Source organism: Pseudomonas paracarnis, from assembly GCF_904063055.1.
Classification (GTDB): domain Bacteria; phylum Pseudomonadota; class Gammaproteobacteria; order Pseudomonadales; family Pseudomonadaceae; genus Aquipseudomonas; species Aquipseudomonas paracarnis.
Window position 1 is genome coordinate 697,374 of record NZ_CAJFCN010000001.1, and the last position, 21,054, is coordinate 718,427.

Sequence of the window (21,054 nt, forward strand, 5' to 3'; positions counted from 1 at the left end):
GTGCTCCTATGAAATAGGACCAGCCTGGCTCCCAGAAAGGAGACAGGCTGGCATGGAGGGCAAAGAGGAAGGTGGGCGCGTGGTGTGTTTGCTAGGACTCGGCCAGCGGCAGGCCCAGCAACACGGGCGCGTCAGCGTCGAGGATGAGGATGCGCACATCGGCCTGGCCAGCCAGTTCCAGGATGTTCGCCAGGTCGTCGGGCATGCCCTTGCTGCGGTGCTCCTGCCGAAGCTGCTCGGCGCTGATGCCATCGGCGTACTCCAGGTTCTTGTCCGTCCAGGGCGTGGAGATCAGCTTGACGCCGATCGCCGGGCTGTACGGAACCCTAAAGGCGATGAACAAAAAGGCCTCCGGCGTGGCAAGGTCCGCCAGATTGGCGAGGTACTGGCCGGTTTCCGGGCTGATGTGTGCGCTGCTGATCTCCCAGCATCGGCTGTAGTAGCCGGTCTCGAAACTCAGGCGCCGCACAACTTCCCGCGCGGCCTCGACCGAATAGCTGTCACCAACGTGGATCAGGCGACCGTCGAAGTCCTCGCCATGAATGGCATAGACCACGGCACCGATCACGCCTTCGCCGTTAACACCTTCATCGGCATCGCATTCGGCCAGTACCTCGGCACTCACAGGTTCAGAGCCGTTCGTGACCACCGCGAAATCGCTGATGACGATGCAGGACGATGAAATCAGTTCCTGGTCGGACAGGTGTTGCTGGCTCGGGTGGATATTTCGCCAGACAGGCGGGCTTCCGTCCTCGTAGCTGATGGACAGCGTGCGGACGATTTTCAAATTCCAGTAGCCGCGAACAAAGGGATTGGGATTCTGAGACATGGGGACGCTCCAGATTGAATAATGGAGCCAATTCCCGCCACCGGGAATTGGACCCGGTGGGTTGAAAGGGGAAAATGCGTCAGGCAGAGGTGATCGTTGGCTTTGATTCAGCCGCCTTACGCTGGGCAACGGAAAGGAAATCGAGGGACATGACCGTGTAGGTGCATGTCCCTCGTGGGGAACGAAAAGACGGGGGTGTGCCAGAAACGGGCTCACCAGCCGCTGTAGTTCAGCATCAAGTCGGCAATGACCTGGCGGCGTTCCAGGTCGAGACCGTCGAAATCCGACAGCCCGTGGAAATGGCAGCGTTTGAGCATGGCACCGCCCTCGTGCGCGTTGTAGAAGCTGACCATGGCGGACAGAAACATGCGTTGCCCGCTGCTCAGGACACCGAGGGGATCGTTGAGCCGCAGCATGTTGGGACGCAGATCCCACTTGCTTTTGGCCTGGTTCAGGCCGTCACGGGTGCCGTCGCCGAACCATTCGGGGCCAGCGATCTCGGCACCACGCTTCCAGGCCTCGAAGAAGGCTTGGGGCGCGGCAGCGAAATGCTGCTCTTCCCGCATGATCTGATCGACGACTTCCTGCGGCAGCAGTTGATTCATGGCGTGATTCCTCCAGTTGGATCAGGGAATGGCGAGCTGGGACCAGCCGCCTCTTTCGAGGGCACGTTGAGCCGCCGCATGGCTGCGGAAGTACTCGTGCGATTCCCGCGAAACGGGACCTTCGGTATCGCGCGTGCCGATGTAGTGGCCGGCGGCGCTTTGCAGGACTTCGAGCGGCAGGAACTTGCCGCAATAGGTCAAGGCCAACTGGCTGAAAGAGGCTTTGTGGGACATGGGTAGGTTCCTTGGAAAAGCGAGGCCTTGTCCCTCACGGGATGGCAGCTCCCGCACGCGGTGGATAAAAAGCATCGGCGTCACGGGGACGCGCGTCCGCAGACTTGATGCGATACGGACTGGCGGGTTACGCGGGAAGAACCCGCGGCAGCCTGGAACCCATGGCTGCTGGCATGTGCTGACGAATCAGCGAACATGCGGGCAGCTTCATGCGGGGGCCGCGCTGCGTCAGTTGCAAAACGGCATTCGGCCCAGCCCGGATTGATCGGCGCAGAGACAGAAAACCCGCATCGAGTGCGGGTTGTCAGGGTGGTGTGCGGGTGCGTTGGCTCACTCGGGCGCGTCGCCCAGGACATGCTGCTTCCACAGGGCGAATGCCTCGTCCTGTCCCAGTTCGGCCAGGACCACAATGGGCTGCTCCTGCCGCGCACGCAGCGAAGCGAAATACGCCTTACGGTCGGCGATGGCCTTGAGGTTGATGCCATCGATAAACAGCAGCTTGCCGCCCTTGATGAACAGCACCTTGTTGCCAAGGTCGCGCTCGAATGCGGCTCGTACTTTCTCCGGTTGTTGCATGCGTCGGTTTCCTGTTGCTGTGGCCGGCCATTGGCTCGGAACGTTGATCGACGAGATAAAGGAGCCGAAGGCTCGCTGACCTTCGGCTCGGGAGGAAATAACCACCCGTGGGCTGTTGCAGGCCCGGTCGTCGCTAGAACCGTCTGCTCATCAGCAATCACACCCGGCCCATGTCGTGGCTGGGGCCGGCATCGTCTGGCGCACATCCGCGCACAAAGGGAGCCCGTTTTTGCGCCGGTGGGCGCCGGCACCGAATACCGCTGACCACAAAGGGTCTCCGGGTGGCTCGCGCTGCCTGGCAAGCCATCGGGGGACCCTTCGCAGTGGGCGGGAGAAACACAGACCAGCAGAACACGGGGGAGACGGTTCGCGGAAAAGATACCTTCAGGTCCCGCAGCCGGGGACGGCTGGACGGGACGCGCACACGGACAAGAAGGCGTTGCGCGCTGGGCGACCCGCAGGGGCGTGCGGGACACGGGCCACGCCTTTGAAACAGGGTGCGGCCCACGGGAAACGGAGTCGGTCAGGCGCCTTTGCGGCCGCTGCTACGCGAGCGCGAAGCGCCACGCTTGGGCGTACCGGATTCGACCGGCAGCGTGCCTTTGCAGTCTGGGTAGCGACTGCACGACCAGAATGGGCCGCTCTTGCCGGTGCGCTGGCGCGTCGCTGCGCCGCACTGCGGGCATGCTGGCCCATGGGAAAGCTTGATGGACAGGGACACGCAGCCGTACTGCGCGATCAACTGAGAAATCCAGGCGGCCTGCTTGCTGAGGAATACGTCCAGGGTGAGCTGTCCGGCCTCGATCATGTCGAGCGCCTGCTCCCACACCGCTGTGGTGCCGGGGTCTGCAATCGCTGCGGGCACGGCGTCGATCAGCGTGAACGCCGCATCCGATGCGCGAATGGAGCGGCCCTTCTTCACGATGTAGCCACGGGCGATCAGCACGCTGATGATGTTGGCCCGCGTCGCCTCGGTGCCGATGCCCGTTGTGTCTTTGAGCTTCTGTTTCAGACGCGGGTCGGTTACGAAACGCGCAACGCCCTTCATCGATTTGACCAGTTCGCCCTGGGTATAGGGCTTGGGCGGCATCGTCTTGAGCGCCTTGATCTCGACCTCGGCCACCTGGCACGCCAGGCCCTCACGCAGCGGGGGCTGCACCTGGCTGCGCGCTGCGGCGTCGCCGTCCTCATCCGCTTGCGGCTCGACCAGCACCAAACGCCAACCCTTGATGACCACCTGTTTACCGGTGGCCGCCAGCATCTGCTGCCCGCAGGAAAACTCAGCCACGGTACGGTCGAACTCGTGGTGCGGTAGGAACTGCGCCAGGTAATGCGCCCGGATCAGCCGGTACACCGCCAGTTCCTTCTCGCTCAGAGCAGAGAGGTTCGCGGGTTCGAGCGTCGGAATGATGCCATGGTGCGCCGTGACCTTGCCGTCGTTCCATGCACGTGAGCGCTGGGAGCGGTCGAGCTGCCCCATGATCGGGCGCAGCGACGGGTCGGTATTGAGCAGGCTGTCCAGGACGATGGGCACCTCGGCGAACATGCTTTCGGGCAGGTAGCCGGAGTCCGAGCGCGGGTAGGTTGTGGCCTTGTGCGTCTCGTACAGGGCCTGGGCGATCTGCAATGTCTCCTGCACGTCCAGCCCGACCTGCCTGGAACAGACCTCCTGCAAGGTGCTCAGATCGAACAGTAGGGGCGGGCCTTCACGCACGCGCTCGGTCCCGACCGACACCACCTGGGCGCTGCCCGCAGCGCGAATCTGCTGCGCCGCCTGCTGGGCGACCGGCTGTTGCAGACAGCGACCGGCGTCGTCGGTGCAATCATCGGGCGCAACCCACTGCGCGGCGAAAGCCTGACCCTCTGCGGACAGAGACACGTCGATGGCCCAGAACGGCACCGACTTGAAAGCCGCGATTTCGCGGTCGCGATCCACGACCAGCTTGAGGGTCGGGGTCTGGACACGTCCGACCGACAGCACGCCGTCGTAGCCCGCCTGCCGCCCGAGCAGCGTGAACAGACGGCTGAGGTTCATGCCGACGAGCCAGTCTGCCCGCGAACGCGCCAGCGCCGAGTAATACATCGGCAGCGTATCGGACGACGGTCGCAGCTTGCCGAGCGCGGTGCGGATCGACGCATCGTTGAGCGCCGATAGCCACAAGCGCTCGATGGGGCCACGGTAGCCGCACAGGTCGATGATCTCGCGGGCGATCAGCTCGCCCTCGCGGTCGGCATCGGTGGCGATGACGAGATGGGTCGCCTTCGCCAGAAGCGCCTTGACGACCTTGAATTGCGTGGCGGTCTTGGGTTTGACCTCGACCCGCCACTGCTGGGGAATGATGGGCAACTGCTCCAGCGACCAGCGCTTGAGCGCCGCGTCATAGACCTCGGGTGCTGCCGCTTCTACGAGATGGCCGATGCACCAGGTAATCGTGACGCCGGAGCCGTTGAGGCAGCCTTCACCGCGCTGCGTCGCGCCGAGAATCCGGCCAATATCCTTGCCCTGGGAGGGCTTCTCGCACAAGAACAGGCGCATGTCCGTCCATCCGATTTCCGTGGTTCATTGAGTTGCTGGAATCGAGGATGCCGGGCACAGCCAGGGGCGGCAGCAAACAAGTCGCAAGCGGTGGCGACCACTTTCACAGGATGGAATGGCTGGGGCGGAGATAGCGTGCAGCCGGGGTGTGCGAGCCGGGAGCCGCGATTTTCGGGAGCGCGTGGAAGCCGGTGGACGTAGATGGAGCTATCCCCTGGGGATAGCTCACGGGTGCATGGAGCTGCGAACAGTGGCCGGCCCATGCCGGGTCACTTCCTACGCCGCGGCTCTTTTGGCACAGCCGGTTCCTGGGCGGCCTGGGGCTTTGCCTCCGCATCCTGCGGCTTCGGACTGAGGGTCACGGACTCGATGCGAAACGGCAGGATGCCGACGCTGCGCGCGTTGATCTGCCAGGTCTCGCGCGGCTGATCTTCGTTGTCCGTCCAGGGCTCGCGCTCCATGCGGCCAACAACCAGGACGCGCATGCCTTTCTGGTAGAGGTTTTTCCAGTGCGCGGTGTCGCGGTGCCAGATTTCCACGGGCGCCCAGAAGCCACCGCGATCCTCGAAGTCGCCGCCTTTGGTGGGGACGGGGTTGTCGAAATACACGTTCAGCCGCAGCAAGCGCCGCGGCTCGTCGTTGCCGTTGGGGAACTCCCGGTACTCGGGCGGGGAGCCAATGTTGCCTTCGCCCCAAAAATGCGTGCTCATGTTGCAATCTCCATGGTGGTTGAAATACCCGTGCTGCGTCGGTGCCGGGCGCTTGCTGGAATGATTGACGCAATCACCGATCGCGCATCGCAGCGGGAATGGATGCGATCCGGCGCAGGTAGGCGTCTTCCGCCTTGGCGGCCTTGCTGGCGCACTCCTGGGCCTGCCTGCCCAGGGTGTGCAACAGGCTGATCTGCATGTTCAGCGTGATGCGCTGAAGCTCGATCGCGTGCAGCTCGGCCAGCAGGTTGACCGGCGTGCCGGTGCTCGCCATCAATTCCTGCCACAGGGCTACGCCCATGGCTGAGCGGTCGTGCTTGCGCCAGCGCAAAAACGCTGTGCCTGCGCCAGTGGTCTGCTGGGCCAGGTCGACGGGCAGCAGGTGGAAGGGATGCCCGACTACCTGTTGCAGCACCTGCCGCTGCGCCAAGCCAATCAGCTCGTCGCGCATGGCGAAGCACTGGCTGGCCCAGGCCTCAAGATCCCCCTTACCCTTAAAAGGCTTTAAAAGGCCTTTTAGAGAGGCAGCGTGTTCCAGCTTCATGAAGGCTGCCTGTTGCAGGCCCTGGAAGTAGCGGGGTTCGCGGTTCGGATCGCTCATGCCTGCTCGCCCTCGACCTCGCCGGCGCTGATTTCGGGTGCTGCGTCAGTGGCGGGCTCGTCGGTGGCGGCCTCGTCGTTGGGGGCAGGCGCTGCAGCAGGACTTTCGACACGCTGTTGCAGGCCACGGCGCACGATGGGCGGCGCGAACTTCGAGCGGAGCGTGCCTTCCAGCACGTCCTGCGGCAGTTCGCCGAATTTCTCCAACGCCGCCCGTGCTGCGGCGTTCTTTGACACGAAGTCGTCGCGCGTACAGCCCGAATAGCGGTATTGCTGGGCCAGCGAGAACAGGCTGCGCAGTGCATGGGCGCCCTCGTTGAGCCAGCGCTCCAAGGTGCTGCGGTCGATGAGCGCCGTGTGGTGGGCGAGGATCAGTTTGCGGGCGATGTCGTCGTAGTCGGCCAGCAGATAGACGGCGGCAAAGCCGAGCTGCGCATTGACGAACAGCGGCAACTTGACGGGCTGCACGTTGAGGTTCTCGCCCAGGCTGAGTGCCGGCGGCACGCTCGCCAGCGCCTGATCCACCTGCTCACGCAGCGATTGCAGCGTAGTCTTGGTCTGGTCGAGCTTGACTTCGATGCGCAGCATCCACCAGTCCGAGTACGGGTCGTCCTGCTCCGAACCGCGCCGCATCTTGTTCATTTGGGCGATGTAGCCGTTCAGGCCGACGATGCCCGGTCGCCCCTCGGCGGCGGCACGGCCATGCCAGATGCGCGAAGCGTGGTGCGTGTGAAGTGTCAGCGACATCGCGCTGCGCAGGGAGCCGAGATTCAGTTGCAGAGGTTCATTGGTTGCCATGGTGTCCGCTCGTTGTGGGAAAAGGAGCGGTCAGCTTCGGCAGGAAGCGGAAGGCAGTCAGTCAACAAACCGAAACCAGCCAGACCCCGGTTCAGCGCGTGGTGGCCGCCTGCGGCGCGAGCTATCCCCAGGGGATAACTCCATGCAGGGCCAGCGAACGCTGCGCGTCGGGATCAGGGCGGACAACACCGATGCTGCGGCAGATGTTCGAGGGGAGGCCTGCGACTGCACGGCATCCGCCCCAACGGTGGAACTATCCCCAGGGGATAGCTCTACTGGCATCCATGGGCGTCCACTTCACCGCCTTGTCGGTCGGCTCACTTGCTGGCGAGCAGATCTCGCAGCCGCTCGATGTGCTGCCTGGCGACTTCTGGTGGCACCGGCTTACCCTGCGTTTGGGGTGGCGGTGCGGGTGGTGGCCGTTCGTTTGGCTGAGTGGGTGCCGGTGGCGGGTCTTTCTTGGTCCAGGCATTGAACTCGCCGTGGATGGCCCGCTGGATGATGCCGAACAGATACCCAGCGGGATTGCGGATGCCGTGGTTGCTACAACGCGCGGCCCATTCGTCCAGCACGTCCTGCCTCAGCGAGGGATCAACCTGCTGCAATGCCACCTTGGCACCCGCCTGCTGCTCCGCCTTCAGTTGCGCAAAGCGCTTGGGCCATTGCAGATCGCCCAGTGCGCGCGCCTGCGCAGTAGTACGTATTTCATTAATACAACTACTACGTACTGTACGGGCCTGCTTCGGATTCCGAAGAGAGACGTCTGGCGCGGGTTTCAGCCCTGCTTCGGAATCCGTAGTGGGTCGTTCGCCATTCCGAAGAAGGCTCGGAGCCCCTTCTTCGGAATCGTGAATGGCGTCCTCCTGTGGATAACTATCGCTGGCCGTGAGGTCCTGGTTGGCGAGACGTTCGGCCATCACCTGCAACCGTGACGGGAGGGTGCGTCCGGCCAGTAATGGGTCTTCACCGATTTCCTTGAGCGTGTTCAGGCCCACGATCTGCACGGCCTTGGCAGAATGGCCGAGCGCCTGGCTGACGAGTTGCAGGTAGTCCGGGTCGAGCTGCATGGCCTCGAACGGTGTCAGGGGTTCGTCGTGCAGCACGTACAGATTGCCAAGGATGCGACCGGTCTTGGGGTCACGCCGTCGCCGAACCAGGCTCAGCCAGCGGGTCAGGCGCATCAGTGTCAGCGCTCGTGCCACGGTTTCATGCGAGGCCTGGCCTGCGCAGGGCATGGACGCCAGCCAGGGCCGCAACTGCTCGTAGGTGGGAAATGCGGTCACGCCGTCGTCGTTGAGCATCAGCCGGAACACTTGCCAGGCGTTTCGTTCCAGCGGCGTCAGGCGGCGGTCGAGGAACAACTTGCGTGGCACCGTCTCGTGCCGGTTGCCACTGAAGAGGAAAGCATCGCCGGAGGTGGGCGTGGGCGACTGTGCAGGTGTAGACGCAGGTGCGCTGGGGGCGGGCTTGGGCACAAGGTCTTTCAGCGCAGCATCGAACAGCTCTGCGAGTGCGATGGGGCCTTGGCGTCGGACTCGTGGTACGGTGTCGTCCACAGCCATGACTCAAGCCAATCCCTGATCGACCCAGCTCTTGATCGAGGCCCAGACCACCGACAGAGGCAGCGACATGCCTTCGGCCAAGTCCATGGCGGCATCAAGGATGGAGGTTTCGTCTTCGAGATCGACCGTTCTGCTGTTGGTCACGGCCTTCCATTGCCGCCACAGCTCCGTGTCCTGCTCCTCGTCCAGCACGGGGTGTCGGCCCTTGCGCTTGGGCAGACCGAGGATTTCACGGCGAAGCGCTACTTCCTGATGCGTCAAGCCATAGAACTTGCTGACCATCTCCGTGCTCGCGCCCAGCCTGAGCATGCGATCGACTGTGGCGATTTCCTTCTCCACGTCCTGCGCCTGCTGGAGCAGCCGCCGCAGCACTTCGCGGTTGACCGTCACTGAGCACCAGGAGACGTTGGCGTTGGCCAGCACGCTGATCAGCGCGGGATGCTTGAGGGCGTCCAACTCTGCCTCGCCAAACCCCATCAGTTTGCAGCGGCGCAGTTGCCCATTGCGCAGGTCATAGAGGGCCTGGGCGATGACAGCCTGGTTGAGTGGGTGTGCTGTGGACATGCTGGCCTCCCTCGCTTAGGTTCCAGAGTCCGCAGTGCCGGCTTCGAGATCGAGCAGGCGGCGGGCCAGTCGCAGCAGGCGGAACAGCTTGACCAGCGCGGTGTCGCTCAATCGCCCGGTTGCGTCGCCCTGGCCGTGCAGCAGCGCCGGCAGGTCGATGATGACTTGCCCGTTGTCCAGACCGACGTCGGCGGGCTGCTGACCGGCCAGGCAAGCCAACAGCGTATGGACGGCACGGCCCAGCGGCGCTGGGTTTGTGGTGCGAGCACGGCAGGCGAAGCCGATGCCGTCTGGGCGGTCATCGATGCACTCGCCCAGGTCTGCCTCGACCGCAATCTCGCGGGCAAACTGCGCGACGTGGATGCGCAGGTGCTCGGGTGTGTCCAGGCCGGGGGCGATGTACCAGACATCCGAGATCGGATAGAGCCCGCCAGCCTGCACCGGGATGGACTGCAAGACGTTCGCCGAGAAATCGTGCGGCAGTGCATCGCCCAACTGGTCGGCGACCATGCGCTGGATGGACTCAAGCCGCTCGGTTGTCGGCGCCGGCGAGACAATGTGCTCCTGAAGCAGGTCGTCATATACCGCCGAACTGACTGCGCCCGAATGACTGGCATCCGCGTCGCTCTCGCCCGTCGAGGGAGTTGCCGTCGGCATCGTGGTGGGTGGCGCGGTATTGACAGGCGGGCGCGCGATGGCCTCTGGCTCTGGCAAGGCAGGCGGCGTCGGGGGCGACGTCGGCTCGCTGACCAAGGCACGCTGGCGGCTCTCGGATTCGGTCATGTCCAGAGCGAGCACGTCGTAATCAACACCCAGCAATTCGGTCATCTGGCCGATCAGCTCGTCCTGTATGCGCTGCGCAGAGAACTCGTCGGCCTGGACATCGAATTGCGACAGCACTTCCTGAAAGAATTCGTCGAAGCCCTGAACCAGTGAGCGGCCTTTGGCGTAATGCTCCCAGGTGCGCTCGCAGGCCTTGCGCATGACCGACAACCGCTCGACCTGGTGACGCCCCAGGCCGGCGTAGAGCACGGTCGGGATTGCGGGCAGCAGGTAGCGTACCGCGTCGGCCATGCGGCTGATGTGCGACTGCTGCACGGGGTATCCGTCGGCGGCCAGGCGGCGGGCCAGCTCGGATTGGCTCAGGGTGGGGCCGCTTTCCAGTTCGTAGAACTCGCGCGCTTTCTCGACGCCCAAAGCGCGCTCGATGAAGGTGAGGCCACCGCGCAGTTCGTTTTCCGCAAGATGCCCGGTGAGCGCGACGATCTCGCCACGCTCGGGCCATGGGCGGAACAGGCATGAGACCCGAAAAAAACGTTCGTCCCTGGTCTCCGACCAGAGTTCGCGCAGGATTGCCAGTCGCGTGTTGCCGCCATTGCGGATGATGTAGTGATCGTCGCCGGGCCGCCGGGTGATGGCCGGAGCCGCGTCCAGGCCACGCTCGCGGATGGATGCCTTGATTTCCTCGTACACCGGATTGCGCTTCTTGCGCGGGTCGTGGTCGTAGGGGCGCAACTGGTCGAGCGTCACGATCATGGGCGTGTCGGCGATCGGGTCGCTCAAGGTCGTTGCTGACGGGCCGCTGCGCTCGAACCCGGACGCGAGCAGTTTGCCGGCCATCTGCTGGGAGGTGATCTCAGTCATGGCCGCCCCCCTGCGCTAGGGATCGGGTCTCGCGCTCGGCGCGACGGATCTGCGCACGGGCGTTGAGGGCTGCCCGGTGATCGCTGGCCGTCGAGCTGGTGTAGATCGCGGCGCAGCCTGCCTTGGTGAACTTGAGGTGACCGCCCCCCGTGCGCTTGACGTGCCAGCCTTCGCCGACGGCGAACTCGATCAGGGCGCGCAGCCGGCTGTGGCCTCGGGCCAGTTCATGTGCGTTGGCCATGGGGCCTCCTGGTATCAAGAGGCTGTGGCGGACGGCCGGACACTGCGGCAAATCGATCCTGCCACTGCGGGAGCAATTCGCCAGCAAGATCGCGCATGGTGGCGAGCGCGGCAGGAGCGACTCTGCCCACTGGCTGGCGGTACTCGACCCGATGCACCGGTAGGCCGCGCGTCGCGGCACGCGGATAAGCCTCAATGGCCGGCACGTCGGTGGCCAACACGCCGATGTCGGTATGGTCTTGAAACAGATCGCGCAGCGCCTGCTGGATCAGCCGGGCGTTGGCGGACACCGGATGGACGCGGTTGATGAGCAGGTGCAGCGGCGGCGGCTCGATGCCCAGCTGCCGGTACGGCGCAATGTCCGCGAGCAACTGCATGGTGCCGCGCCGCAGCTCGCGGGCGGCGAGGATTTCTGGGGTCACTGGCGACAGCGCGAGGTCGGAGGCCAGCACCGCCATCTCCAGCAGTACCGAGCGCGCGCCCTGGGTGTCGATCAGCACCAGGTCGTAGAGGGGTTTGAGCGCCGGAAGCAGATGCCGCAGCCGCAGGCGCCCGTCTGGCGCGTGCAGCAGCAAGGTGTTCAGTTCGCCTCGGTGGTCGTTGGAGAGCACCAAGTCCAGGCCCGTGATGATCGTGCGGGACACAAGCTGGTCGAGGTCGCGCTCGTTGAAGGCCAGCAATTCATAGATACCGCCCGGCGCGCGGTGAGCCAGCTCGTAGTAGGAGGACAAGGTGGGCTGCACATCGAGATCGAGCAGCAGCACGCGCAGCCCGGCGTCCGCAGCGAGACCACCCAGGTTTGCAGCCGTGGTGGTCTTGCCGACCCCACCTTTGGTTGAAATGATGGATACGACCTGCATGGCGTTCTCCGTATGAGGATGGAAAGTCCGCGGGAGGACGGGTCAGGCCCGGTTGTTGACGCGCTCGTCGATCCACTGATCGATTTCGCTGGAATCCCAGCCCACGGCGCGCACGCCCAGACGCAGCGCCTGCGGGAACTGGCGTTTCTTCATCAGGTTGTAGATGTGGGCGCGCTTGAAACCGGATTTCGCTTCGACTTCTTCCAGGCGCAGGATGCGGCGCTCGTTTGGCTGCAGTACAGGTGTTTGCGACATGGCGGTCACTCCTGAACGCTCAGTGGCGTTTGTTGGCGTGACCTCTATTCAATAGACACGGCTGCGAAAAGACATTGCAAATGCAATCTCCGCGACTGCACATACAAGCTGGCAAATCTCAGAGGGAAGTGCTACGCAGCCGGCGCCTGGCGGTGGCGAACTTGCCGTTCAATGTCCGCTCCGCGATGCCCATGGCACCGCTGTGATGGGCGACCAGCGCGCTGACCACGGCCTCCTGCGTCTTGAAGCTGGAGTACGGCGTGCCCGATGGCGACTGGCCGAGCATCAGCTCCAACAGGCCGCCAACGATGTTCAGGTAGGTGGCCTCGGCTCGATCACTGATCGGACACTGCGCGCATGCCGGAATCACCGTGGGCTGCTTGAGCAGCGCGTCATGCTTGTCCTGCAACTCGCGAAGCTGACGTTTGGTCTGTTCCAGGACGGATTTCAAAGCCTGGCGTTCGACCAGCATGGCTTGCCCTGTTTCCAGAGAGATGAAGGGATGGGTGATGCGCTCGCCGCGGGAGAAGAGAAAGCCGGGCCGCTGCTCGGGGTAGTGCTGGCGCATCCAGCACTTCAGATCGACATGGCGTACCGTCAGATCAGGCGATTCGATCAACGCGGTGTCGCGCGTCGTGATGCCGTGCTGCCCGAAGGGCAGTTCCCCGTTGAGGATGCCGTCATAGATGCGGTCGGTGTACAGCCGCAGTTCGCCCAAACGTGGGCAGTCCAGCGACTGCGGCAGATTCATAGGCGACGAGACCGAAGCCAGGATCACCTGCTCGTATCGCAGCAGTCCGGCCCAGCGGATGGATGCTTCGAGCGGGCGGTAGAACACCTTTGATGTTGGTGCATCATTTTTGTTCTCGTGCATGCTCCGTCTCCTTCCAGGAGAAGAACTACAGGGCCGACTGCTTTTGCAGCCGTCCTCATGGTCGGCCTGTTGTCCGCGCAAGACGCGAGTGATGACACCCGCTTTTGATTACTTCTGATCAGTTCGCGCAACGAGTAGGCGTTGTGTGCTCGATGTGCAAAAATCCATCGAGCACAAGAAAATCGAGCGTCCGTCGCGGCTCGACAGTGACGCTTGCGCTATCAGGATCGTGAGAAGTTGCGGCTCCCGCAAAACCGTATCGGTATGGTCTGATACGCCAGCGGTTTCAAAAAGCGGCGAGCGGTCGGAATCTATTGCTCGGGGCTTGGGATTGGCAACGGAAATCTGCTGGCGTCATATCCGATCTGGATACTGATATAGCGAGATAGCATCACAGAGAAGTCGCCCATGGTGACTGCCAGGCGCAGATTCGACGCGAAACGCTACCTGCTACTGAACATTGCGAGTTGGCCGCGCAGAAGACGGAGGGTTGGTCATGCGAAGCGATCAACCTTTGTTCCCTGCTTTGACCTTGACCGGACGGTGCTGCCGTCCGGCCTCAGCTCAACGGGCGACTAGATCTTCGGGCGTATCAACCAACATTGCCGTTTTTACCAGGCGCTCTACAGTCTGCCTGGCCAGCACCGGAGACGCCTCCGATTGCTCTGCAAGCTCATCGGTTTCTATGGCATGTGCGGCGACCAGTCGAGCTGCAAGATGCAGGTTGGTCGGATCGACTGCCTCGATGACTGGACACTTGCCCAGGGCATCGTATGGCCGCAGCAGTGCGTGATAGATGTGCCAAGTGTCGATGCCGCGCGGCACCAGCTTCAGGACAGCCTGAATCAGCTTGCGTTTGATGGGGTCGAGTTGCCAGTCCGGGACGCGCTGCCCACGGTGACCCAGATGGATCGACAGGAGATTGCCGGCCTGAATCTCGTAAGTGATCCAGCGGCGGGACTTGCCAACCAGCTTGGCGTAATCGGCGACTGATAGGTTGTGAGGCGCCTCGAACATCTCCAGCAATTGCAAGCGCTCGCGCTGCACCTCTGACAGCGTGGGTCGCGCGTACTCGGGCAGATGCACCGCCGAAAGTCGATAGACGGAAGCTGGAACCGCTGGCGCATCCGGTGCAGGCGCAACGATCAACTGAGGGGCGTTTGGATTCAGGGCGGGCGGCTGCGCTGCCGCCTGTCCGGCAATCGTGGGCAGGCCCTGCAGCGTGATGGTCAGGTGTGTGCTGGCAACTTCGACCTGATTCTGCTCGAACAAGTCCAGACGGTCGGCCCAGTCCTGCATCATGACGCGGCGCTGCTCGACGTACTCGGCGTGGTTGTAGGTCGCGCTGATCCGATCCGGATCGGCATGCGAAAGTTGGGCGTCTACCCACTTGGGCGGATAGCCCAATTCATTGAGCGCGGTCGAGATTGTGGCGCGAACGCCGTGCCCAGTGAGCTGGTCTTCATATCCCATACGCTTGAGCGCGCCATTGAGCGTGTTCTCGCTGAGAGGGTTTTTCAGGCACCAATCACCGGGGATGAGATAGACCTGCGCTGGCTTCAGATTTCCCAGCAGATGACGAACGACTTCTTGTGCCTGCAACGACAGTGGCACGATGTATGGCGGGATGTCGGCGAAGCGCTGGCGCTTCTTCTTGGTGAGTTGCTTGCGTTGCTTGAGCCTGACAACCGGGATAATCCACAGACCGCGTTCTAGATCGAACTGATCGGGCGTGGCGTAGCGCAATTCACCGGTGCGCACGCCCGTGAGCAGCAGCAGACGTAGACCCAGTTGCGTATTCAGGCGACCGCTGTACTTGCGCAACGTCTGCAGCATGGCCGGCAGCTCGGGCATGCGCAAAAAGGGGTTGTTCTCGACCGGCGGCAGCGGCATCGCCACCACATCCAAATCCTTGGCCGGGTTGTCGCCCATGTTGGGCACCACCACCGAGGCGTAGGTGAATAGCTGGCTGAACCAGGTGCGCAGTTTCTCGGCGACCGACAGCGAGCCACGCTTTTCCACTCTGCCGATGATGTCCAGCAGATGGGCGCGGGTGACGTCATAGATGGTCAGGTGGCGCAATACGGGAAACACATCCTTGGCGAAGACGCGCCCGATCTGTTTGGGCGTGCTCTGGCGGCCCTCATTTTCCAGAGAGAGGCTGCGGTGGGCCAGCCATTTGTCGTAGATGGCCTGGAAGGTGTGCTCGCCCGCCAGGACGATGGCGTGGCGCTTGCGCTTGCGCTCCGAATGCGGGTTGATGCCCTTGGCCAGCATTGCCCGGGCCTCGTCGCGCAGATTACGAGCGTCTTTCAGGGAAAGCGCGGGATAGCCGCCGAAGGACATGCGCTCGCGCTTGCCGCCCCAAGTGAAGCGGAAGTGCCAGGCCTTGAAGCCGGTGGCGGAGATGTGGAAGTAGAGACCGTCGAAATCGACAAGCGAGTACGCCTTGCCGGTCACCTTGGCCTGTCGAACCTGGAGGTCTGAAAGCATGAGCCCAACTCCTGCGAAGCGAGTTGGATGCCATGTTCCCGACGGAACCCCGGCTCCTCCAGCAACAATACGGTTTTGGGAACCTCCGCATTGCCAATGTACCGCTCAACGTACCAGTTAGAACCGGCTGGGAGTGGATTTCGCTGGATGTCAGTGGATCGAGGTTGGGTGGAAATCCTCAATCCTGACAATGACTTACGGCGTTCTATGGACTCCGGTGGAAGTCCCTGGAAAGTCGAAGTGGAGCGGGTAGAGGGAATCGAACCCTCGTCGGAAGCTTGGGAAGCTACTGTTCTACCATTAAACTATACCCGCTCAGAACGGCTGACTTTGTACCAGATGTTCGGCTGGATTTGAAGTTTTTCTTTGAAAAATGTGAGAGTTGCGTGTGGCGAGGGAGCATGCTCGCCACAGTGTCAGGCTTGATCTCAAAGCGCCCACGCATGTTGCGCCTGGCCCTGGCTATACCGCAACGGGCTGGCGGGCCGCTGCCCTTTCAAGAAGCCCACCACGGCCTCACGGCTATCGCGGCACGCGGCTTTATGTTCCATGTCCAGGAAATGCCCCGTTGCCTGGATGGTGCTGAAGCAGCTCTTGGCCACATGCTGGCCAAACAGCTTGGCGTCGTCTGCGCTGGTGTATTCGTCCCACTCGCCGTTCAAGAACAGCACCGGAATGTCGATTTGCCTGGCCGCCTTGAGGTAGCACTGCCGGTCGCTGTTGAGCACGTGGCTGATGTGGAAGTGCATTTGCCCGTATTCGTGTGCGGCCAGGCTGCTGACATGGCGGTAATTGAAGCGTTTGAACAGCGAAGGCAGGTGCTTGCCAATGGTGCTGTTGACCAAGTGGCCGACACGGTCGCGGTCGAGGTTGCCCAGGTAGTCGACGCCTCGTTCGAGGTAGTCGCGCATCGGCGCATTGATTACCGGCGAGAAGGAGCTGATCACGGCTTTTTCTATCCTACGGGGCCGGTGTGCAAGGGCGACCAACGTGGCGGCGCCGCCCCAGGAGAAGGACAGCACATATTCAGCTGCGAAGTGGTCGAGCAGTTCCAGGAGGATCTGGCCTTCGACTTCCTTGGTGAGCATCTGCTCATGACGGTTATGGATTTTGGAACGGCCAGCGTAGGGCTGGTCGTACAACACCACATTGAATTGCGGGTACAGGCTTTTGACGGTTTGAGCGAAGGACGCCGTGGTCGCCATGGAGCCGTTGACCAGGACGATGGTCTTTGCCGCCGCGTCCGCGCGATAGAACTCCGTGTAAACCCGATACTGACCCTGTATATCCAGCACAGCGATTTCTGGCCTCATGTCGTAAGACTCCTGGCAAGCGGGTAGTGCGCGCAAATCACTTTGCACGTGCTTTATGACAGGTAGGCATACGCCTGGAAAATGAAGGCTCACGTCGGTCCGATGACGGCTGGCCGGCGGGTGTTGTTATGGCGGGCGGTTTGCCGGGAGGGCCCGACGATCAAGCACGGGCGCGGCAGGTGTTTCTTGGAGGTTATAGGGCGACTCATCAGTCATCATCTGGCTGAAGCCTTGATTCAAGCAGCACCGAAGGCAGGTCGCAAGGTAAGCGGTTGGTTTTTTGCCATCACCGGCTGAACGGTCGTCAGATTAGTCGGATCTCGTCGTCAGTCAGTGGCCGATACTGACCCGGCGCAAGCGAGGTATCCAGCACCAAGGGGCCCATTCGCTCGCGGTGCAGGCCGATTACCTTGTTATCAAAATGCCCGAACATGCGCTTCACCTGGTGATAGCGGCCTTCGACGATGCTCAACCGGGCCGTTCTTGGGCCCAGCCGTTCAAGTTTGGCAGGTTGGGTAGTGAGATCTTCAAAGGCGAAATACACCCCTGCCGCGAACGTCATCGCATACTGCGGGCCGATGTCCTGTTCGGTTTGCACGTGGTACACCTTGGGCAACTTGGTCTGTGGTTGCGTGAGGCGCCGTGACCATTGGCCATCGTTGGTGATCAGCATCAGGCCCGTGGTGTTGAAATCCAGGCGCCCGGCGATATGCAGGTCGGCTTTGTCCGGTTCGTGCAGCAGGTCCAGGACCGTGGAGTGTTGCGGGTCCGACGTGGCGCTGACGCAGCCCTGGGGTTTGTGCAGCATGAAATAGCGTGCCGGCTTGCCCGCTTGCAGAATTTCACCGTCAACGCAAACCTGGCTGAACTCACGTACGTCATGGTGCGGATCGCTGACTGCAACACCCTCGACGGTCACCCGGCGCTCCACCAGCAACAAGCGCACTTGTTTACGATTGAACTGTGGCAGGTTGCTTAGGAAGCGATCAACGCGCATGGCGGTTACGCAACTGTTCGTCCACTTGGGCGCAGCGTGGGCACAGGCAGGCTTTATTGCGCACCTCATCCGGCAGGGCTTCAAGCACCGCCGGGTCGATGATGACGCTGTAGCACCAGCAGGCTTGATCGGCCGTGCGCGGATCGGCCAGGGAGCAGTCGTTGCGGGCACCGCAGGCGGGGCATAGGGTCGGTGTGGTCATGGGTCGGTTCAGGCAGGCATCGGGTAGGACAGCGGTAGTTGTTGCACGATACAGCGCGGCTGGGCGGCATTCCATCATCATGGGTTTTTGGCAGACCTTCACTTCGTCTGAAACAGATGTTTCCACTTGTGTCGCGAACGCACCAGATTCGGTTTTTGATGTCAGATGTTTCGTCATTCAGTGAAAGCTGAATGCCGCTCGCCAGCGTCGCTGGAGGAGCTCTTCCGCGGTCCAGGAGGCCGCCATGTATCGACGACTGCTGCTCATCGCTTTGCTCGGCCTGACCCTTTCAGCCTGCGTGCCCTATTACGATGGAGGCGCCACCTACTATCGCTCCGAGGTCTACACCGCGCCGGCGCCAGCCTATTACTACGGCGGCCCGCGTTATTACCCTTCTGGGCGCAGCTATTACGCGCCAGCGCCTCGCTACTATGCGCCACAGCCTCGCTACTATTCGGCGCCGCGCTACTACCAACCAGCCCCGCGCTATTACCCTCGCGCCGGCTACCGACCCTACCCCAACCAGGGGTGGGGCGACCGCTGGGGTAATGGCGGGCGTGGACGCGGTTCCGACCACGGAGGTGGTCGCGGCGGTCACCGTTAAATATCTTGAAAAACAAGCGGCGCATCATGCGCCGTTTTTTATAGGTACCGTATGTCCGTACTGTCAGATTTAACAGCTATCTTTGAGGCGCTAGCTGTACTTCACTAACGAGAAGCCTTGTGCTTTTGCGTGGTGAGACTGAGCAGATGGAATCCCTATGTTCAAACAATTGATTTGCGTGCTCCTGCTGATGAACTGCTTCATTGCATCGGCAAGTGCGGAGCAAGGCTGTCCTTATCCGTCGCAGATCGTGTACGCCGATGGCCATTATCGCGCCCAAGACAACGGCCTGCGCTGGCAAAGTCCGAAGGTCGCGTCGCGTGGTGTTGTCGACGGGTTCATTGGCGCAGTCTTCATGCCGGGCGACGGCGAGGAGAGAGGAAACGGCTACATGGACAAGTGCATCTACCGCACCAACTGGAGCGGGGTAGTAGTAGCGTTGAGGCCAAGCAGGGGCAATGAGATTATCAACATGTCGTTGACCAGCTCCTTGTATTGGAAGCTGCAGCCCGATGCGTTCGAGTTGCCGGTGTATACGTGCGTGGACAGCCAACCGGACAATTGCAAGTTCAAGGTCAACGACAAACGTACAGACCTGTCAGTAGTCAGATAAATCTGCCAGAGGATTTCTACCTTCCCAGGCCTTGTCAAAGTGCGCCTGCACCACCGCTTCCGGGAGTGTGTTGATATCCGGCCAGTGCCAATGAGGCGCCTGGTCTTTGTCGATCAGGCGCGCCCGCACCCCTTCGGCAAATTCCGGATGACGGCAGCAGTTGAGGCTCAGGGTGTATTCCATCTGGAACACCTGGGCCAGGGATAGGTGGCGGGCGCGCTGGAGCTGTTCCCACACCAGATGCGCCGTCAGTGGGCAGCCCTCACTCAGGGTTTTGCCGGCCCGGCTCAATAGCGGGTCGCTGTGGTCGCGCAGCAGGTTCAAGGCGCGCCAGGCACAGCGTACATCTCCTACATCCAGCCATTCGTCGATCTGTGTGCGGCGTGGTAGCCATTGCGCGTCGGGTTGATCGCTGATCGCCTCCTGCGCCAGGGCCTTGAGCAAGCTGTTGAGTTGCATCGCGCTCTGTTCCTGCCAGTTCAGCTGCAGCAGGCCATCGAGCAATTCGTCTTGCTGGTCATCACGCAGAAAACGGTCTGCCAGGCCCAAGTCCAGCGCGTCGCGACCGTTGATATGGGCGCCGGTGAGGCCCAGGAACAGGCCGAGCTTACCCGGCAAGCGGGACAAGAACCAACTGGCCCCCACATCCGGGTACAAGCCAATGCTGATCTCGGGCATGGCCAAACGACTGCTTGGCGTAACGATACGCACGGCGGCGCTTTGCAACAGGCCCATGCCACCGCCCAATACATAACCGTGGCCCCAGCAGATCAACGGCTTTGGGTAGGTGTGCAGGCGGTAGTCAAGGCGATATTCAGCGGCAAAAAACTGCGCGGCCAGAGCCGGAACTTCGCCGGGCTGCTCACGGCAAGCCTGAGCCAGGCTGCGCACTTCGCCACCGGCGCAAAAGGCTTTGGGACCGTTACCGCGTAGCAGCACGCAGACGATCTGCGGGTCTTTGGCCCAGGCCTCCATGCGCTCATCCAGGGCCAGAATCATTGGCAGGGAGAGGGCGTTAAGGGACTTTGGCGCGTCCAGGCTGGCGATACCGATGCGAGCGCCGCCACTGCCGGTCAGTTCTTCGAAATGCAGGTTCATCGTGACCTCAATCGAGAAGGTGAAGGATGAGTATGATCCCTTCGTGGGAAAGTGCCGGTGCTGTGTCAGATCAATTGACAAGCGGGGTCGGCTTTCCTAGGGTTCGCCTCATTCTTTTTTACAAGACAATTCAACTATGACCGATGGCGACCGTATCAAACTCGAACCCAGCTGGAAACACGCTCTGCGTGAGGAGTTCGAGAAGCCTTACATGGCGCAATTGCGCGAGTTTCTGCGCCAGGAACATGCCGCAGGCAAAGAGATCTACCCGCCCGGCCCATTGATTTTCAACGCACTCAATTCAACACCGCTGGACAAGGTCAAGGTCGTGATCCTCGGCCAGGACCCCTACCACGGCCCTGGCCAGGCCCATGGCCTGTGTTTCTCGGTGCAACCGGGCGTGCCGGCGCCGCCGTCGCTGGTCAATATCTATAAAGAGCTCAAGCGCGACCTGAACATCGACATCCCCAACCACGGCTACCTGCAAAGCTGGGCCGACCAGGGCGTGCTGATGCTCAACACCACCATGACCGTGGAGCGCGCCAACGCCAACGCCCATGCGGGCAAGGGTTGGCAGTTCTTTACCGATCGGATTATCGAGGTAGTCAGCGAGCATCAGCCGCACCTGGTGTTCCTGCTGTGGGGCGCCCATGCTCAAAGCAAGCAGAAGCTCATCGACGCCACCAAGCATCTGGTGCTGACCTCGGTGCATCCTTCGCCGTTGTCGGCGTATCGCGGGTTTCTGGGCTGCGGGCATTTCAGCCGGGCCAACAAGTTTCTCGAGCAGAATGGCGAGGCCCCCATCGAGTGGCGTTTGCCACCCGTCTGAGGCCTGGCACATTCAACA

23 protein-coding genes and 1 tRNA gene are annotated in these 21,054 nt (G+C 62.1%); 3 read left to right on the forward strand and 21 right to left on the reverse strand.

Going from position 1 to position 21,054, the window contains the following annotated elements; all coding sequences use genetic code 11:
• Nucleotides 1–91 precede the first annotated feature (91 nt).
• The 20 genes from JMV15_RS03150 to JMV15_RS03245 all read right to left on the reverse strand — a co-directional run bounded on the left by JMV15_RS03150 (nt 92) and on the right by JMV15_RS03245 (nt 17,892).
• Nucleotides 92–829 carry a DUF5983 family protein gene (locus JMV15_RS03150; protein ID WP_008264880.1) on the reverse strand — a complete coding sequence of 246 codons (738 nt, stop codon included), beginning with the start codon at nt 827–829 and terminating at the stop codon, nt 92–94.
• A 212-nt stretch (nt 830–1,041) separates the two neighbouring features.
• Nucleotides 1,042–1,434 (reverse strand): hypothetical protein, encoded by a 393-nt coding sequence (locus JMV15_RS03155; RefSeq protein ID WP_201491264.1) that lies wholly within the window; start codon nt 1,432–1,434, stop codon nt 1,042–1,044.
• Nucleotides 1,435–1,455: 21 nt separating this feature from the next.
• Entirely contained in the window at nt 1,456–1,668 is a 213-nt protein-coding gene (locus JMV15_RS03160) for a hypothetical protein (RefSeq protein WP_014603608.1), read from the reverse strand.
• Between the two features lie 330 nt (nt 1,669–1,998).
• On the reverse strand, nt 1,999–2,244 hold the full coding sequence (locus JMV15_RS03165; protein ID WP_008265051.1) for a hypothetical protein: 246 nt from the start codon (nt 2,242–2,244) through the stop codon (nt 1,999–2,001).
• 523 nt (nt 2,245–2,767) lie between these two features.
• Entirely contained in the window at nt 2,768–4,780 is a 2,013-nt protein-coding gene (locus JMV15_RS03170; RefSeq protein WP_201491265.1) for a DNA topoisomerase III, read from the reverse strand.
• 269 nt (nt 4,781–5,049) lie between these two features.
• On the reverse strand, nt 5,050–5,490 hold the full coding sequence (locus JMV15_RS03175; RefSeq protein ID WP_008267200.1) for a single-stranded DNA-binding protein: 441 nt from the start codon (nt 5,488–5,490) through the stop codon (nt 5,050–5,052).
• 73 nt (nt 5,491–5,563) lie between these two features.
• Nucleotides 5,564–6,091: a DUF3158 family protein gene (locus JMV15_RS03180; protein ID WP_008268255.1), complete on the reverse strand. Its 528-nt coding sequence runs from the start codon at nt 6,089–6,091 to the stop codon at nt 5,564–5,566.
• Nucleotides 6,088–6,888, reverse strand: a complete 801-nt coding sequence (locus JMV15_RS03185) for a PFL_4669 family integrating conjugative element protein (RefSeq protein ID WP_008267528.1) — start codon at nt 6,886–6,888, stop codon at nt 6,088–6,090. The genes JMV15_RS03180 and JMV15_RS03185 overlap by 4 nt, the downstream gene beginning before the upstream one ends.
• A 317-nt stretch (nt 6,889–7,205) precedes the next feature.
• Complete coding sequence (locus tag JMV15_RS03190; RefSeq protein ID WP_033940508.1) at nt 7,206–8,450, reverse strand: STY4528 family pathogenicity island replication protein; 1,245 nt, start codon at nt 8,448–8,450, stop codon at nt 7,206–7,208.
• A 3-nt stretch (nt 8,451–8,453) separates the two neighbouring features.
• Nucleotides 8,454–9,014, reverse strand: a complete 561-nt coding sequence (locus tag JMV15_RS03195; RefSeq protein ID WP_008267477.1) for a DUF2857 domain-containing protein — start codon at nt 9,012–9,014, stop codon at nt 8,454–8,456.
• A 15-nt stretch (nt 9,015–9,029) separates the two neighbouring features.
• Nucleotides 9,030–10,658 (reverse strand): ParB family protein, encoded by a 1,629-nt coding sequence (locus JMV15_RS03200; protein ID WP_014603610.1) that lies wholly within the window; start codon nt 10,656–10,658, stop codon nt 9,030–9,032.
• The gene (locus JMV15_RS03205) at nt 10,651–10,899 is read right to left on the reverse strand and encodes a type II toxin-antitoxin system HicA family toxin (RefSeq protein WP_201491266.1); all 249 of its coding nucleotides are present in this window, start codon (nt 10,897–10,899) and stop codon (nt 10,651–10,653) included. The genes JMV15_RS03200 and JMV15_RS03205 overlap by 8 nt, the downstream gene beginning before the upstream one ends.
• Nucleotides 10,883–11,758 (reverse strand): ParA family protein, encoded by an 876-nt coding sequence (locus JMV15_RS03210; protein ID WP_008268124.1) that lies wholly within the window; start codon nt 11,756–11,758, stop codon nt 10,883–10,885. The genes JMV15_RS03205 and JMV15_RS03210 overlap by 17 nt, the downstream gene beginning before the upstream one ends.
• Nucleotides 11,759–11,800: 42 nt before the next feature.
• On the reverse strand, nt 11,801–12,013 hold the full coding sequence (locus JMV15_RS03215; protein WP_201491267.1) for an AlpA family transcriptional regulator: 213 nt from the start codon (nt 12,011–12,013) through the stop codon (nt 11,801–11,803).
• 118 nt (nt 12,014–12,131) lie between these two features.
• Nucleotides 12,132–12,887 (reverse strand): hypothetical protein, encoded by a 756-nt coding sequence (locus JMV15_RS03220; RefSeq protein WP_008265643.1) that lies wholly within the window; start codon nt 12,885–12,887, stop codon nt 12,132–12,134.
• A 564-nt stretch (nt 12,888–13,451) separates the two neighbouring features.
• A complete protein-coding gene (locus tag JMV15_RS03225) occupies nt 13,452–15,380 on the reverse strand; it encodes a tyrosine-type recombinase/integrase (protein WP_008264493.1) in 1,929 nt (642 codons plus the stop codon).
• A gap of 241 nt (nt 15,381–15,621) precedes the next feature.
• A tRNA-Gly gene (locus JMV15_RS03230) sits at nt 15,622–15,695 on the reverse strand.
• A 113-nt stretch (nt 15,696–15,808) separates the two neighbouring features.
• A complete protein-coding gene (locus JMV15_RS03235) occupies nt 15,809–16,693 on the reverse strand; it encodes an alpha/beta fold hydrolase (RefSeq protein ID WP_032903200.1) in 885 nt (294 codons plus the stop codon).
• Between the two features lie 304 nt (nt 16,694–16,997).
• Nucleotides 16,998–17,690 carry a pseudouridine synthase gene (locus tag JMV15_RS03240; protein ID WP_014717350.1) on the reverse strand — a complete coding sequence of 231 codons (693 nt, stop codon included), beginning with the start codon at nt 17,688–17,690 and terminating at the stop codon, nt 16,998–17,000.
• A complete protein-coding gene (locus JMV15_RS03245; RefSeq protein WP_019818502.1) occupies nt 17,680–17,892 on the reverse strand; it encodes a cysteine-rich CWC family protein in 213 nt (70 codons plus the stop codon). Before JMV15_RS03245 ends, JMV15_RS03240 begins: the two co-directional genes overlap by 11 nt.
• Before the next feature lie 244 nt (nt 17,893–18,136).
• Here JMV15_RS03245 and JMV15_RS03250 point away from each other — a divergent pair, with 244 nt between their 5' ends.
• Both JMV15_RS03250 and JMV15_RS03255 read left to right on the forward strand, forming a co-directional pair.
• Nucleotides 18,137–18,496 (forward strand): hypothetical protein, encoded by a 360-nt coding sequence (locus JMV15_RS03250; RefSeq protein ID WP_019818497.1) that lies wholly within the window; start codon nt 18,137–18,139, stop codon nt 18,494–18,496.
• A 157-nt stretch (nt 18,497–18,653) separates the two neighbouring features.
• Complete coding sequence (locus tag JMV15_RS03255) at nt 18,654–19,109, forward strand: DUF3757 domain-containing protein (RefSeq protein WP_069868315.1); 456 nt, start codon at nt 18,654–18,656, stop codon at nt 19,107–19,109.
• On the opposite strand, the gene JMV15_RS03260 is transcribed toward JMV15_RS03255, so the two are convergent.
• Complete coding sequence (locus JMV15_RS03260) at nt 19,095–20,207, reverse strand: enoyl-CoA hydratase/isomerase family protein (protein WP_020301022.1); 1,113 nt, start codon at nt 20,205–20,207, stop codon at nt 19,095–19,097. The genes JMV15_RS03255 and JMV15_RS03260 overlap by 15 nt on opposite strands.
• A 136-nt stretch (nt 20,208–20,343) precedes the next feature.
• Between JMV15_RS03260 and ung the strand changes: the two genes are divergently transcribed.
• On the forward strand, nt 20,344–21,036 hold the full coding sequence (ung, locus tag JMV15_RS03265; RefSeq protein ID WP_020301023.1) for a uracil-DNA glycosylase: 693 nt from the start codon (nt 20,344–20,346) through the stop codon (nt 21,034–21,036).
• The last annotated feature ends 18 nt before the right edge of the window (nt 21,037–21,054 follow it).

What these genes read in the sequence shown, in the direction of transcription:
- JMV15_RS03155 (WP_201491264.1), bottom strand. Translation starts at nt 1,434, where the DNA reads ATGAATCAACTGCTGCCGCAGGAAGTCGTCGATCAGATCATGCGGGAA.
- ung (WP_020301023.1), top strand. Translation starts at nt 20,344, where the DNA reads ATGACCGATGGCGACCGTATCAAACTCGAACCCAGCTGGAAACACGCT.
- JMV15_RS03185 (WP_008267528.1), bottom strand. Translation starts at nt 6,888, where the DNA reads ATGGCAACCAATGAACCTCTGCAACTGAATCTCGGCTCCCTGCGCAGC.
- JMV15_RS03255 (WP_069868315.1), top strand. Translation starts at nt 18,654, where the DNA reads ATGTTCAAACAATTGATTTGCGTGCTCCTGCTGATGAACTGCTTCATT.
- JMV15_RS03205 (WP_201491266.1), bottom strand. Translation starts at nt 10,899, where the DNA reads ATGGCCAACGCACATGAACTGGCCCGAGGCCACAGCCGGCTGCGCGCC.
- JMV15_RS03190 (WP_033940508.1), bottom strand. Translation starts at nt 8,450, where the DNA reads ATGGCTGTGGACGACACCGTACCACGAGTCCGACGCCAAGGCCCCATC.
- JMV15_RS03245 (WP_019818502.1), bottom strand. Translation starts at nt 17,892, where the DNA reads ATGACCACACCGACCCTATGCCCCGCCTGCGGTGCCCGCAACGACTGC.
- JMV15_RS03165 (WP_008265051.1), bottom strand. Translation starts at nt 2,244, where the DNA reads ATGCAACAACCGGAGAAAGTACGAGCCGCATTCGAGCGCGACCTTGGC.
- JMV15_RS03170 (WP_201491265.1), bottom strand. Translation starts at nt 4,780, where the DNA reads ATGCGCCTGTTCTTGTGCGAGAAGCCCTCCCAGGGCAAGGATATTGGC.
- JMV15_RS03150 (WP_008264880.1), bottom strand. Translation starts at nt 829, where the DNA reads ATGTCTCAGAATCCCAATCCCTTTGTTCGCGGCTACTGGAATTTGAAA.
- JMV15_RS03225 (WP_008264493.1), bottom strand. Translation starts at nt 15,380, where the DNA reads ATGCTTTCAGACCTCCAGGTTCGACAGGCCAAGGTGACCGGCAAGGCG.
- JMV15_RS03180 (WP_008268255.1), bottom strand. Translation starts at nt 6,091, where the DNA reads ATGAGCGATCCGAACCGCGAACCCCGCTACTTCCAGGGCCTGCAACAG.
- JMV15_RS03240 (WP_014717350.1), bottom strand. Translation starts at nt 17,690, where the DNA reads ATGCGCGTTGATCGCTTCCTAAGCAACCTGCCACAGTTCAATCGTAAA.
- JMV15_RS03200 (WP_014603610.1), bottom strand. Translation starts at nt 10,658, where the DNA reads ATGACTGAGATCACCTCCCAGCAGATGGCCGGCAAACTGCTCGCGTCC.
- JMV15_RS03235 (WP_032903200.1), bottom strand. Translation starts at nt 16,693, where the DNA reads ATGAGGCCAGAAATCGCTGTGCTGGATATACAGGGTCAGTATCGGGTT.
- JMV15_RS03250 (WP_019818497.1), top strand. Translation starts at nt 18,137, where the DNA reads ATGTATCGACGACTGCTGCTCATCGCTTTGCTCGGCCTGACCCTTTCA.
- JMV15_RS03195 (WP_008267477.1), bottom strand. Translation starts at nt 9,014, where the DNA reads ATGTCCACAGCACACCCACTCAACCAGGCTGTCATCGCCCAGGCCCTC.
- JMV15_RS03160 (WP_014603608.1), bottom strand. Translation starts at nt 1,668, where the DNA reads ATGTCCCACAAAGCCTCTTTCAGCCAGTTGGCCTTGACCTATTGCGGC.
- JMV15_RS03260 (WP_020301022.1), bottom strand. Translation starts at nt 20,207, where the DNA reads ATGAACCTGCATTTCGAAGAACTGACCGGCAGTGGCGGCGCTCGCATC.
- JMV15_RS03220 (WP_008265643.1), bottom strand. Translation starts at nt 12,887, where the DNA reads ATGCACGAGAACAAAAATGATGCACCAACATCAAAGGTGTTCTACCGC.
- JMV15_RS03175 (WP_008267200.1), bottom strand. Translation starts at nt 5,490, where the DNA reads ATGAGCACGCATTTTTGGGGCGAAGGCAACATTGGCTCCCCGCCCGAG.
- JMV15_RS03210 (WP_008268124.1), bottom strand. Translation starts at nt 11,758, where the DNA reads ATGCAGGTCGTATCCATCATTTCAACCAAAGGTGGGGTCGGCAAGACC.
- JMV15_RS03215 (WP_201491267.1), bottom strand. Translation starts at nt 12,013, where the DNA reads ATGTCGCAAACACCTGTACTGCAGCCAAACGAGCGCCGCATCCTGCGC.